A 12,188-nucleotide genomic window follows, 5' to 3' on the forward strand; every position below is an offset into this window, starting at 1 on the left:
CTGTTTCAGGAGCTGCACTTGCTGCTGCGCTGCTCTGCTGGGTTTCAGCTTGTGGCTGTGGCGTATCAGCTGCAGCTTCAGAGGTTTCTGCGCTAGTTTCGCTGGCTTCTGGTGCTGTCGGCTGCTCTGCTTGCTTGCGGCGCGCTTCTATTTCAGCCTGGTGTTGTGCACGTTGCTGCTCGGCCTCCTTGCGCACCTGTTCTCTCATCTCTGCATGCTGCTTTGCCTGTTGCTGGCGGCGGGCTTCCATTTCTGCTTTTGCCTGCTCCATGCGTGTACGCATGTCAGCATGCGCTTTTTCCATCTCGGCTTTCATTGCAGCACGTTCTTTGCTCGGCGCACCTGGCGGAGTGGAATCAATTACAGCTGGATCATTCCATGGTGGCTGATCAGGCAGTGACCAGCCGCAGTTCTCGGCGCGCTGACGCAGTTGTGGGTAGAGTCCGTCGCTATATGCCTGGCGCGCGCTTCCGGAAAGACGGGACATCTGCTCCTGGTGATAGCGCTGTTCACCCTTGGACATCGGCAGGGTGCAGTCGGCGGCCTTTACAGCTGTACCGGTGAGTGTTGATATGGCAGTCACCAGGACAATCAGCTTTGAATCCATATTCTCCTCCAACATAAAGAATTGACAGAATTTCGCCCAAGTGTAACAGGATTTTTGGGTGAATTGTTTTCAGCGGGGCTGTGCCGGTATTATGATTGTTTCATCCCTGCCAATAAGGCGTACAGAGACCGCATATGCCAGAAAAAAACGAAGTACTTCAGCAGTTGATAAGCCTGGTACAGAATAGTGCACACTCGGCTGGTGCGCTGACGCTATATGCGCTGGCATCGACCATGCAATACGAGCAGGCGGGTTGCCTTTTCAAGCTTAACAAGCTGCGTGACCTGTCGGTCGAGGAGCGTCAGCTTGCTTACCAGTTGATGGAGTTGATGGCACAGCAGGGGAACCAGGGAGATGCATGGGATGCAGCGATGGCACAGCTGGACGAGCTGATTCGAAACGGCTGACAGTTACTCTTTGCCTGTCTCGGTTCCTTCAGGGAGAGTGAAGTTGCGTGGCTGATCGTACTGAAATACCTCTTTGCTGTCGGCATCAATCAGCAGTGTCAGTCCCTTGTCCGGGTAGAACCAGAGTACCCGCTCCTCGTCCTCCCATTTCCATGCTGCCGGTTCGCCAAGGCGCTCACGGAAAAAGTCTGCCTCAAGACCACCATAAGACGGGATGTAGGTGATTGCCTCAACGGTCCGCGATGCTGCTTTCTGCTGGTCCTCTGCGGAGAGTGTATAGCGGGCATCGCTGCTGGATGCAGCCTGTCTTGAGACGGCGCGTCCCAGCATGGCGATCTTTTCGTCATCAGAGGCTACCAGGTTAACCACGACCTTGGCTGTCAACGGGCCAAAACTGACTTTACCGAAATAGACTTCCATGGCACCTGGCTTTTCACCCTGTGCAAACAGTGCGATGCCTTCAGGGGAGCCAAATTTGTCGACCGCTCCCTTGAGATCCGTATGTCCGAGGTGGATGTCGAGCACCGTGCTGCTGCCATCATCATGTGTTGTGATCAGCCACGGCAGGTCGGTGCGTGTGGTTGTTTCGAGCGGTCTGTCCTGTCCGCTGCTGAACATCAGGACAGCGGCCAGTACAATAAAAAAGGCGATGATCAACCAGGTATTACGACTCAAGGGTGGTCTCCATAATCCATATCGGGTTCGAGATCAGGCGGTATCTGCAGGAAATAGCCCTGCGTGCGTAGTGCCTCCAGAACCTGTCCGGCATCGACGCGTGCGAGTTTTCTGTCAGAACCCAGTTCAAGATTCATAACCAGTGAAGGTTTACCGAAGCCCTTCCGCAAGGGTTCGGGCAGTTCGTCATAACCATCCTTGTCTGCAAGGTAGAGGTACATCTCCTGCTTGCGGCTGCTTTTGTAAATCCAGCAATGCATTTTGGTTCCGCTGATTCCGTGTGGAATAGAGTTTGTGAGTCAGAAATTGCGGCTATTCTAACCCATTCTCCCGGGCTCTTGTCAGACTCTCTTATTCCAGCATGAAGAGCTGCCAGGCCTCGGCAACGAGCTTGCGCTCCTGTGCCAGCTGGTCGATTCCGACAATCGCTTTTTGTTCCATCAGTGCACTGCGGTGTGCTGATGCACGCAGTGCACGGTAGAGCCCGCTGAGACGCTCACCCCATTCATCAGGGAGCAGTTGCGAATGGTCCAGTGACTCCAGTTGGCGGATATTGTCACTGTACTGGTATAGTTCAGGGTGTTGACTGGCCCAGCGCAGGATCATGTATTGAACGATGAATTCGATATCAGTGATGCCGCCATGCCCCTGCTTGACGTCAAAGCAGTCGTTGTCGCTCTTGTCGAGGCTATCGCGCATTTTTTCGCGCATCTCGCTGACTTCTGTGCGCAAGGCATCGGCATCCCGCTCGTCACAAAGGATATTGCTGCGGATCGAGGCGAAGGAGTCTGTCAGGCCGGGGTCACCGGCAACCGGGCGGGCACGTACCAGTGCCTGGTGCTCCCATGTCCATGCATTCTTGTGCTGGTATTTTTCAAATGCCGACAGCGAGGTGACCAGCAGCCCCGAATTGCCGTTGGGACGCAGGCGCATGTCCATTTCGTAGAGCTGGCCCGATGGTGTGCGTGTGGTCATGATGTGAATCAGGCGCTGCGCAAGGCGCGCATAAAAGTTCTCGGCAGCCAGTTGGCGTTTGCCGTCGGTCATGCTGCTGGGTGAGGAGTTATGTAGAAAGACCAGGTCGAGATCCGAGCCGTAGCCAAGTTCGATGCCGCCGAGTTTTCCGTAGGCAATAATCACGAACCCGTAGCCGTCACCGGCATCTGAGGGTTTGCCGTGACGCTCGGTCATATCACGCCAGGCGAGATCGAGGGCTGCTGCAAGAGTCACCTCGGCGATTTCGGTCAGGTAGTCACTGACAATCATCAGCGGCACGATTTCGCTGACATCCGCTGCCGCAACACGTAACCGGTTGGTCGCGACAAACTGCCGTAGTACTTCCATCTCCTGCTCGAGATCACCGCTGACCGTGGCGAGCTGTTGTGCGAGTTCCTCTTTAAGATCTGCCCTGGTTAATGGTTGATACAGCTGACGCGGATCGATCAGGCTATCGAGCAGAATCGGCTGGCGGCTGATCCAGTGGACGAACCATGGGCTGGAAGAGAGCAGTTTGACCAGCCCTTGCATGGCCGAATGGTTTTCTTTTAGCAGCGCAAGATAGGTGGTTCGGCGCGCGATTGTTTCGAGGATGAGCCCTAGTCGCTCAATCGTTTCAGCTGAATTGTCGAGAGGCAGCGCCAGCCCCAGCATGTGCGGCACGATTTCACCGATCAGCTCAATGCCGCGTGGTCTGGCAGCATGCAGTGCACGGCTCTCCTGCAATTTTCTAATGGCGTCGTCGGCAGCTTGTGCCTCTTTGCAGCCGAGTGATTCCAGCAGCGGGACGCGCTGCTCATCGTCAATTGCATTGCGCCACAGACGTGCCAGGGGCGCATCCCCTGGTTCCTCTTCCGTGGTGTCGGTGTTGAAGAGAGCCTCGAACTGCTGCTGCACGCGGTTGCGATGCATGGAGAGGGTTTCGATAAATGCAGAAACCGAGTCAAACTGCATCAGGAAGGCGAGGCGTTGCAAACCCTCCTGCTCTTCGGGCAGCAGGTGTGTCTGCTCGTCGCGCCACGCCTGGATGCGGTTTTCGGCAAGACGCAGGAAACGGTATGCCTGCAGCAGGTCATCGGCAGCATCGTGAGGAATCAGTTCTTTCTCGGCAAGTCGTTCGAGGACCTGCTGGATAGGACGAATCTGCAGTTCCGGATCACGCCCGCCACGCATCAGCTGGAATACCTGGCCGATAAATTCGATCTCCCTGATGCCGCCCGGGCCGAGCTTGATATTGTCGCGCATGCCCTTCATTTTGAGGTTGTCGCTGATCATCTGTTTCATGCCGCGCAGGGATTCGATCGTGCCGAAGTCAAGATAGCGGCGATACACAAAAGGCCTGAGCATGGTCATCAGTTCCTGGCCTGTACCGTCCACGGAATAGATGATGCGTGCCTTGATCATTGCATAGCGTTCCCACTCACGCGCCTGTGACTCGTAGTAGATCTCCATAAAATCGAAGCTGGGTGCCAGCGGGCCTGAATCGCCATAGGGGCGCAGGCGTGTATCGGTACGGAAGACGAAGCCGTCAACCGTCTGACTATTGAGCGCCTGGGTCAGTTTCTGGCACTGGCGGGTAAAGAAAGTTTCATTGTCGAGAGAGCGGTCGCCATCGGTCTGCCCACGATGCGGATAGGTGTAGATCAGGTCGATATCCGAGGACATGTTGAGTTCGCGCGCACCAAGCTTGCCCATGCCGATGACAACAAGGTGCTGCTGAACGCCATGCTCGTCACGCGGGATGCCATGTTTCTCCGTGAGCCACTGGTAGTGAACGCGCGCAGCATTCTGTATGCAGACATCAGCCAGTGCTGATAGTGATTCAAGTGTTTCATCAAGGCCTGCCGACATGCTGAGGTCGCGCCAGATGATGTGAATCATGTGGTGGTGGCGAAACTGCCGCAGACACTGGTTGAGTTGATCTTCGCTGTTCACTTCAGCTAGCGCCTCGGCAAGGGAGTCGTCCATCTGTTGCTGGGTGCGGGGCTCCAGGATCAGCGCTTCGTCGATCAGCGTGTCGAGCAGCGTCGTGGTGCGCTCCAACTGGGCGAGTACGTATTCGCTGCCCGCAAGCACTGTTTCAAGCGATGAGTTGAAGTCGGCATCTGTTGCCAGGTGTGCGTGAGTTGTCGAGTTTTTCCATTCTTCCAGGTAGTTTTCGAGGCGGGCGTGGCTTGACATTATTCTGCATCTGCTTCGTAATAAGAGCGTTGACTAATAATAACCCAGAACAATGCATGCCTGATGTGACATTTCGCATTGGGGGGCTACGGAAAAAACGACTACTATTTAAGACTATATGAAGTATATGGAGAGGAATTGAGTATGAATAAAGTTTTTAACGCGACACTCGCACTGTTGTTTGCCCTGTTGATGTCAGGTGCATCTCTTGCGGCTGATCCAATGACTAAAATGGCTGATTCCATGAAGGGTGCCATGGATGCTGCCGCTGATACCGCGAAAGATAGACCGGTACAGGAGAAGAGGCAAAGGAAGGCGCAGCCGAGCCAGATTGCGAGTAATTTAAGAGGTGAAAGTGGCTAACTGATTTAGCCATTATTCCGGAATAAAAAAGCCCCGCTCGAAAGAGCGGGGCTTTTTGCTTGCCATGATTGGCTATGGGTATTCAAGCCTCGCTGGTGAGGTGTGAGGCTCAAGGTCAAGGCGGACGCCGGATCCGGAGCGCAGCGTACTAATGGTACGTGAGCACCGGAAGCTGGTGTCCAACGCCGAGATTGAGCGTCACAACCGCCAGCGTGGTTTGAATTTACATCATGCCGCCCATGCCTCCCATTCCACCCATAGGATCCATGCCGCCAGCAGCCGCTGCTCCTGCATCTTCCTGGGGCTCCTCGGCAACCATCGCCTCGGTGGTGATCATCAGGGCTGAAACGGAAGCAGCGTTCTGCAGAGCAGAGCGGGTAACCTTGGTCGGGTCAAGAATACCCATGTCGACCATGTCGCCATACTCGCCATTTGCAGCGTTGAAGCCGTAGTTACCTTCGCCGTTCGCAACATTGTTGAGAACAACTGATGGTTCGCCGCCTGCGTTCGAAACGATCTGGCGCAGAGGCTCTTCCATTGCACGACGTGCCAGCTTGATGCCGACATCCTGGTCATGGTTGTCTGCGGAAAGGTCAATAATGGCCATCTGTGCACGAACCAGTGCAACACCACCGCCGGGGACGATACCCTCTTCAACGGCAGCGCGGGTTGCATGCAGGGCATCTTCAACACGTGCTTTTTTCTCTTTCATTTCAACTTCAGTTGCAGCACCAACCTTGATGACGGCAACACCGCCAGCCAGCTTGGCTACGCGTTCCTGCAGCTTTTCACGGTCGTAATCTGAAGAAGTCTCTTCGATCTGTGCGCGAATCTGCTCAACGCGTGACTTGATGTCAGCCTCGACACCGGCGCCATCAATGACGATAGATTCTTCCTTGGTGATGATGATGCGCTTGGCAGTACCCAGCTCGTTGAGAGTTGCTTTCTCGAGAGTCAGGCCAACCTCTTCAGAGATCACGGTAGAACCGGTGAGGATAGCGAGATCCTGCAGCATTGCCTTGCGGCGGTCACCGAAACCAGGTGCCTTGGCGGCAGCAACCTTGACGATACCGCGGATGGTGTTAACCACCAGGGTCGCCAGTGCTTCGCCTTCAACATCTTCTGCGATGATCAGCAGAGGACGGCTGGCTTTTGCAACAGCTTCCAGTACGGGGAGCAGGTCACGGATGTTGGAGATCTTCTTGTCGAAAAGAAGGATGAAGGGGTCTTCCATCTCAACGCACTGAGTTTCCTGGTTGTTGATGAAGTAAGGAGAGAGGTAACCGCGGTCGAACTGCATGCCTTCAACGACATCCAGCTCGTTTTCCAGTGCTGAACCTTCCTCAACAGTGATAACGCCTTCTTTGCCAACCTTGCCCATCGCTTCAGCAATGATGTTGCCGATAGAAGAGTCAGAGTTTGCAGAGATTGAACCAACCTGGGCGATCTGGTCTTCGGTTTCGCATGGCTTTGAGAGGTTACGCAGTTCTTCGATTGCAGCAGTGGTTGCCTTGTCGATGCCGCGCTTCAGATCCATCGGGTTCATACCTGCAGCAACTGCCTTGAGGCCTTCGCGAACCATTGCCTGGGCGAGAACGGTTGCGGTAGTGGTACCGTCACCGGCGATATCAGAAGTCTGTGAAGAGACCTCTTTAACCATCTGTGCACCCATGTTTTCGAACTTGTCAGCAAGCTCGATCTCTTTTGCGACCGAAACGCCATCCTTGGTGATGGTTGGCGCGCCGAAGCTCTTTTCCAGAACAACGTTGCGGCCTTTCGGGCCGAGGGTGACTTTAACTGCGTTGGCGAGGACGTTAACGCCTGCCAGCATTCTGTGGCGAGCGTCGTCGCCAAAACGTACTTCTTTTGCACTCATTTGAAATATCCTTTGGAATTAAGTTTGCTTAGCCTTCGATGACGCCCATGATGTCTTCTTCGCGCATCACGAGGACTTCTTCACCGCCAACTTTTACTTCGGTGCCCGAGTATTTGCCGAACAGAATCTTGTCGCCGACTTTAACGTCGAGGGCACGGGCTTCGCCGTTTTCAAGGATTTTGCCGTTACCGACTGCGAGGATTTCGCCTTCGGCAGGTTTTTCTGTAGCGCTGTCTGGCAGCACGATACCGCCTGCGCTGGTGCGTTCTTCTTCCATGCGGCGTACAACGACGCGATCATGTAAAGGACGAATGTTCATTGAGGACATCTCCTGAATCTTAGTAGTTTGTGGTTATAACAATCGTGTGCTGTTAGCACTCGTTAATTGTGAGTGCTAATAATAGGGGCAAATTTTCTCAGGTCAAGCCCGAATCTGTCAGGGGTTCAGTATGGGGCCTCGTCAGGGGCTCCACCGCCGGGTGCCATGAGGGAGCCTTTCAGCAGTGGCGACATGTCCCTGCCGTTGAGCAGCAGGCCCTCTTTCGGGCTGAACTTGACCGAGTAGGCGTATTGATCCTTGCCGGTTGCCTCGCCAAGGCCCTTGAGTAGCGATGTTGCCAACACAAGTTGCATCAGTTCAGGCTGTTGCTGTGCCGATTTTGCGGCGTGAGCGGAGAGGAAATCGAGACCTGCAATGGTGCCGTTCAAATCTCCCTTGAGGAAATCCAGTGGTGAATCACTGTTGGCAAGGAACTGCCTGGGATCGCTGTCGGGCGGCAGCAGGGGCTCAACCGTACCATTAAATTGCAAGTTAAATTTGCCACCGGCAATCTGTAACCTGTTGATTTTAAATAGTGGAGGCTGTTGCAGAAGACTCCTCTGCAGCAACAGGCCAATCAGTTGTCGATCATTATCACCCACCGGGAGGATTGTTGAGAGGCTCTCAAGAAAGCGTATCAGCGGCAACCTGGCCACCGTCATATCCAGCTGCAGGCTGATGGGCTGTAGTTCTGCTGGAACTTGCGGCAGGGAGAGCCGGAGATTCCTGAAATGAAAACTCCCGCGCAGGTCGCTGAGCTCTTTCTTGCCTGCATAACCCGCCAGGCTTCCGATTTCATCCAGGCTGGCTATCAGTACGCCATCTTCGCTGTAAGTCATGTTCACAATTCGGCCATCGGATGTCATGGAAGAATTGGATGCCGCACGCAACAGGCGAAGAATATAGTTGAGAACCAGTTCCTGATTCTCTGTCTTGAACAGCTCTTCCTGCTCAATATTCACTAATGCATCAATTTGCTCCATAAGTGAAAGCAACAGGGGCAGTGAAAAATCCTCAAGACTGGCATTGGAGTTGATTTTTTCCACTTTCACTTGCTGGCCACTGCCGCTATTCAAGTGGATTCCATTAGCGCTGAATTCAGATTTTCCGCCGATCACCTCATCCTGCTCTGTGACCGCCTGCTGGAAGCTGACAGAGTCGATGGTCAAAGAGAGTTCCCTGAGCAGGCCTTCCTTTTCGATTGGTTGTACGGTGATGGATTCAAGGCGGCAATCCGTGCCGGTGGTGAGAAGCCGCCAGTAGCTTCCGTTGCAATGCTGATCGGCAACATTGGCTGTCAGCAGTGGTTTGCCCTTGTCGAGGATGATCCACTGTGGCGGAATTGTGAGCTGATAGCTGAATTTATCATCTTCACCAGGGGTTACCCGGTAGACAAAATCGCCGAACTGAATGCCATTGCCTCCGGGGTCAGTAAGCCGGGTGTCGAGCAAGGCAACTTCGATGATATCTCCCTTGCGTATAGCTTCGATCGGCTTGCCGACCTGCAGGGAGAGTTCGCGCGGGATGCCTTTTGCCGACTTCAGTGAGCCAACAAGGGCTTTTAGAACCATCTCTTCCTGCGAGCCCGGTGTTGCTGGAACAACAGTCAGCTCCGGAACTGCAATGATATCTGGCTGTGCTGCCGATTTTTCTTCGGTGGCCCGGAGCAGGGCTGGCTGGAGTATGCAGGCAGTCAACAGAAGCACTGCGCCGACTCTTTTCATTGAGGTCTTCTTTACGTAAGAATTAATTTTGTGGCTTGTCGTCATCCTGACCGCTCCTTTTGAATTCGCCCTCGATAATATCATCCTCATGTGAGTATCGAATCTCTTCGCGAATGATGGTGACATCCGGTTTTTCACCTGCGGGTGTGATGATTTGTCTGTTCTTCAGCCAGCGCAAGACAAGGAGGTGACGCAGAGGCGGTATCAGCAGGAGGAAGCCGATGGTGTCGGTGACGAAACCCGGCAGCAGCAAGGAGATACCTGCCACAGCGAGCAGAATGCCCTGCAGCATGTCAAACGCAGGAGTTTCGCCCTGCTCGAGCTGCTGGCGCATACGAAAAATGGTTGAAATACCTTGCTGGCGGACCAGCCAGCCACCGATGACGGCTGTAAGGAGTACCAGCCAGATGGTCGCAAAAGCACCAATCTCGCTACCGACCTCTATCATAATGTAGAGTTCGGTAGCTGGAACGGCAACAAAAAACAGCAGGAAGAGTAGGGGCATAGGGGCTTTTCTGGTGTTAGTTGAATGGATGGCTGCAGCCGAATTAGGTTGTCATGGACGCGCAGCCGTTATTAGCCCTAAAATAGGGCCGCTATTAAAGGATTACAAGAACATTGTCTCGCTGATGAAGCTGATCGTCTACTGTACATGCCCTGACAAGGCTATTGCTGAAACAATTGCACAGATGCTGATTGAACGGCGCCTTGCCGCCTGCGTCAATATATTGCCGCAGATGCAATCGATCTACCGCTGGCAGGGTCAGATAGAGCATGATGATGAGTTTTTGCTGCTGATCAAGAGTGATGTTGCGCATTTTGAATCCCTGCAGAAGGCGATTCTGGCGCAGCACCCCTATGATTTACCTGAAATTATTGGTGTGCCGGTCGCTGCCGGTCACCCGGAGTATTTAAAGTGGATTACAAACGAGCTTACCAAGTCCTGATCCTACTGCTTGCAACTGGCGTGGCACTGATGTCCACCTCGGCCTTTGCGCTGTTTGAGGAGGATGAGTTCCTTATGCCCGACGAGGCATTCAAAGCAGATCTTGTCGAGGTTGATGGACGGCTCGAGGCACGCTGGCAAATCGTTGATGGCTATTACCTCTATCGCGATAAGCTCAAGTTTGAAAGTCTGACTGATGGTGTAGTGCTGGGCGAACCGCAACTGCCGGAGTCCGAGACCAAGAACGATCCCAATTTCGGCAACACCGAGGTTTATCACCATGCTTTGATCGCGACCTTGCCGGTGGAGCAGGGCAGCGGCAATGCGGAAGTACGTGTCACCTACCAGGGCTGTGCTGAAAAGGGTCTCTGTTATCCGCCGCAGCGCAAAGTGTTCCCGGTTGTACTTGCAGCTCTTGCAACGCCTGCACAGGCGGCACCTGCGAGTGACCCGGTTAAAGAGATCGCATCTATCGGTAATTCACTCGGTTTTGATGACGACTTGCTGCCGCCAGACCAGGCATTCAATTTTGATGCACAGCTTGTCGATGACAGCACCATGCGTGTCAGCTGGAATGTTGCAGACGGAATTTATCTCTATGCCAACAAGATGAAGCTTGCCATCAGTGGTGGTGCAACGGCAGGAGAATTCAGTTTTCCGGAGCCAGAGAAAAAATGGGGGCTGGCACCCGATGGTACAGAGGGCGAACTGGATATATATCATGGCCAGGTGAGTGTCGACGTACCGCTCAAGCGCGTTAGTAACGATCCCGTGGTGCTGAATGCCGATTACCAGGGGTGTGCAGAAATCGGTATCTGCTACCCGCCACAGAAGAAACAGCTGAGTTTTCCTTTTTCGACAGCTGATGCAGCAATGGCATCTGTGACACAGCCGGTCGAGGCAACTCCTGTTCCCCAAACAATCGATGTCAAGCCGATGGGGCCACTATGTGAGGATGTTTCAGGTGCTGCTGCTACGTTTGGTAACAAGGGTTTCTGGACGATTATCCTGTCGTTTTTCGTTATCGGCGCACTCTTGTCGCTGACGCCATGTGTCTTCCCGATGATCCCGATCCTGTCTGGAATCATTACCGGGCATAGTGGGAAAATGACACCGATGAAGGGCTTTATGCTATCGGTGATCTACGTATTGGCGATGGCAGTCACCTACACCCTGGCCGGTATTATTGCAGCCAAGTCGGGTGAGAATTTGCAGGTTGCGCTACAAAGCCCGATCGCACTCTCACTGTTTGCCGGACTGTTTGTGTTGCTGGCGCTGTCAATGTTCGGTTTTTATGAGCTGCAGTTGCCTTCCAGCCTGCAGAGCAAGCTGACCGAGTTCAGCAACAAGCAGAAAGGCGGCAGTTATACAGGCGTTGCCATCATGGGCTTCCTCTCGGCACTGATCGTAGGTCCATGCGTCGCGCCGCCACTGGCCGCGTCGCTCGCCTATATCAGTCAGACCGGTGACGTGGTACTTGGCGGAACAGCACTGTTTGTTATGTCGATCGGAATGGGTTTGCCGCTGTTGGCTCTAGGTGCCTCAGCCGGTAAGCTACTGCCACGTGCTGGCGGCTGGATGGATGCCGTCAAGGCAGTCTTTGGCGTTGTCATGCTGGCGATTGGTGTCACCATGCTGGAGCGTCTCGCACCCACCTATATTCCGACTTATATACCAATGATCATGTGGGGCCTGTTGCTGATTGCATCGGCAATCTACATGGGTGCACTCGAGCAGCTGGGTGAGGGTGCTTCCGGATGGCGCAAGCTGTGGAAAGCTCTCGGTATCGCCTTTATTGCCTGGGGTGCTGTCGTTCTGATCGGCGCTGCCGGCGGCAAGGATGATCCATTGCAGCCACTGGTTCATACAGAACATGTGGAATTCAAGCGTATTACTACCGTGTCACAGCTTGATGCTGAACTCGCTGCGGCGCGTGCGGCAGGCAAGCCGGTTGTACTCGATTTCTATGCCGACTGGTGCGTCTACTGTAAAACCATGGAACGCGAAATCTTCCCGCATCCGCTGGTACAGGAGAAGTTCGATGGCAAACTGCTGCTGCAGGCTGATGTCACCTCCAATACCGAGCTGATGGAT

General features: G+C 54.0%; 12 protein-coding genes. 4 read left to right on the forward strand and 8 right to left on the reverse strand.

Translation table 11 applies throughout. The features are described 5' to 3' along the window. On the reverse strand, nt 1-607 hold a 607-nt coding region (locus BOW51_RS02805; protein WP_503167660.1), incomplete at its 3' end, for an ATP synthase subunit B family protein. Nucleotides 608-741: 134 nt separating this feature from the next. Between BOW51_RS02805 and BOW51_RS02810 the strand changes: the two genes are divergently transcribed. After that, nucleotides 742-1,014, forward strand: a complete 273-nt coding sequence (locus BOW51_RS02810) for a hypothetical protein (RefSeq protein WP_078476340.1) — start codon at nt 742-744, stop codon at nt 1,012-1,014. A 3-nt stretch (nt 1,015-1,017) separates the two neighbouring features. Here BOW51_RS02810 and BOW51_RS02815 read toward each other — a convergent pair whose 3' ends face one another. The 3 genes from BOW51_RS02815 to glnE form a co-directional block, all read right to left on the reverse strand. Further along, nucleotides 1,018-1,689 carry a hypothetical protein gene (locus BOW51_RS02815; RefSeq protein ID WP_078476341.1) on the reverse strand — a complete coding sequence of 224 codons (672 nt, stop codon included), beginning with the start codon at nt 1,687-1,689 and terminating at the stop codon, nt 1,018-1,020. Continuing rightward, entirely contained in the window at nt 1,686-1,949 is a 264-nt protein-coding gene (locus BOW51_RS02820; protein ID WP_078476342.1) for a YcgL domain-containing protein, read from the reverse strand. The genes BOW51_RS02815 and BOW51_RS02820 overlap by 4 nt, the downstream gene beginning before the upstream one ends. 91 nt (nt 1,950-2,040) lie before the next feature. After that, the gene (glnE, locus tag BOW51_RS02825; protein ID WP_078476343.1) at nt 2,041-4,866 is read right to left on the reverse strand and encodes a bifunctional [glutamate--ammonia ligase]-adenylyl-L-tyrosine phosphorylase/[glutamate--ammonia-ligase] adenylyltransferase; all 2,826 of its coding nucleotides are present in this window, start codon (nt 4,864-4,866) and stop codon (nt 2,041-2,043) included. 144 nt (nt 4,867-5,010) lie between these two features. Between glnE and BOW51_RS02830 the strand changes: the two genes are divergently transcribed. After that, nucleotides 5,011-5,229: a hypothetical protein gene (locus BOW51_RS02830; RefSeq protein WP_078476344.1), complete on the forward strand. Its 219-nt coding sequence runs from the start codon at nt 5,011-5,013 to the stop codon at nt 5,227-5,229. Nucleotides 5,230-5,452: 223 nt separating this feature from the next. On the opposite strand, the gene groL is transcribed toward BOW51_RS02830, so the two are convergent. The 4 genes from groL to BOW51_RS02850 form a co-directional block, all read right to left on the reverse strand. Beyond that, on the reverse strand, nt 5,453-7,105 hold the full coding sequence (gene groL / locus BOW51_RS02835) for a chaperonin GroEL (protein ID WP_078476345.1): 1,653 nt from the start codon (nt 7,103-7,105) through the stop codon (nt 5,453-5,455). 28 nt (nt 7,106-7,133) lie between these two features. After that, nucleotides 7,134-7,424, reverse strand: a complete 291-nt coding sequence (gene groES / locus BOW51_RS02840; RefSeq protein WP_078476346.1) for a co-chaperone GroES — start codon at nt 7,422-7,424, stop codon at nt 7,134-7,136. 125 nt (nt 7,425-7,549) lie between these two features. Continuing rightward, nucleotides 7,550-9,148, reverse strand: coding sequence for a YdgA family protein (locus tag BOW51_RS02845; protein ID WP_078476347.1), 1,599 nt, complete (start codon nt 9,146-9,148; stop codon nt 7,550-7,552). 22 nt (nt 9,149-9,170) lie between these two features. Continuing rightward, complete coding sequence (locus BOW51_RS02850; RefSeq protein ID WP_078476348.1) at nt 9,171-9,653, reverse strand: FxsA family protein; 483 nt, start codon at nt 9,651-9,653, stop codon at nt 9,171-9,173. A gap of 28 nt (nt 9,654-9,681) precedes the next feature. Between BOW51_RS02850 and cutA the strand changes: the two genes are divergently transcribed. Together cutA and BOW51_RS02860 are read left to right on the forward strand one after the other, a co-directional pair. Next, a complete protein-coding gene (cutA, locus tag BOW51_RS02855; RefSeq protein ID WP_306341479.1) occupies nt 9,682-10,095 on the forward strand; it encodes a divalent-cation tolerance protein CutA in 414 nt (137 codons plus the stop codon). Then, the coding region (locus tag BOW51_RS02860; protein ID WP_078476350.1) for a protein-disulfide reductase DsbD at nt 10,065-12,188 on the forward strand (2,124 nt) is incomplete at its 3' end. The genes cutA and BOW51_RS02860, both read left to right, overlap by 31 nt.

The sequence above is a fragment of the Solemya elarraichensis gill symbiont genome, from assembly GCF_002021095.1.
Taxonomy (GTDB): Bacteria; Pseudomonadota; Gammaproteobacteria; order Chromatiales; family Chromatiaceae.

Bases quoted from the DNA above. Each gene is read 5' to 3' on its own strand.
- BOW51_RS02810 (WP_078476340.1), top strand. From the start codon at position 742: ATGCCAGAAAAAAACGAAGTACTTCAGCAGTTGATAAGCCTGGTACAG.
- BOW51_RS02820 (WP_078476342.1), bottom strand. From the start codon at position 1,949: ATGCATTGCTGGATTTACAAAAGCAGCCGCAAGCAGGAGATGTACCTC.
- glnE (WP_078476343.1), bottom strand. From the start codon at position 4,866: ATGTCAAGCCACGCCCGCCTCGAAAACTACCTGGAAGAATGGAAAAAC.
- BOW51_RS02830 (WP_078476344.1), top strand. From the start codon at position 5,011: ATGAATAAAGTTTTTAACGCGACACTCGCACTGTTGTTTGCCCTGTTG.
- groL (WP_078476345.1), bottom strand. From the start codon at position 7,105: ATGAGTGCAAAAGAAGTACGTTTTGGCGACGACGCTCGCCACAGAATG.
- groES (WP_078476346.1), bottom strand. From the start codon at position 7,424: ATGAACATTCGTCCTTTACATGATCGCGTCGTTGTACGCCGCATGGAA.
- BOW51_RS02845 (WP_078476347.1), bottom strand. From the start codon at position 9,148: ATGAAAAGAGTCGGCGCAGTGCTTCTGTTGACTGCCTGCATACTCCAG.
- BOW51_RS02850 (WP_078476348.1), bottom strand. From the start codon at position 9,653: ATGCCCCTACTCTTCCTGCTGTTTTTTGTTGCCGTTCCAGCTACCGAA.
- cutA (WP_306341479.1), top strand. From the start codon at position 9,682: ATGGCTGCAGCCGAATTAGGTTGTCATGGACGCGCAGCCGTTATTAGC.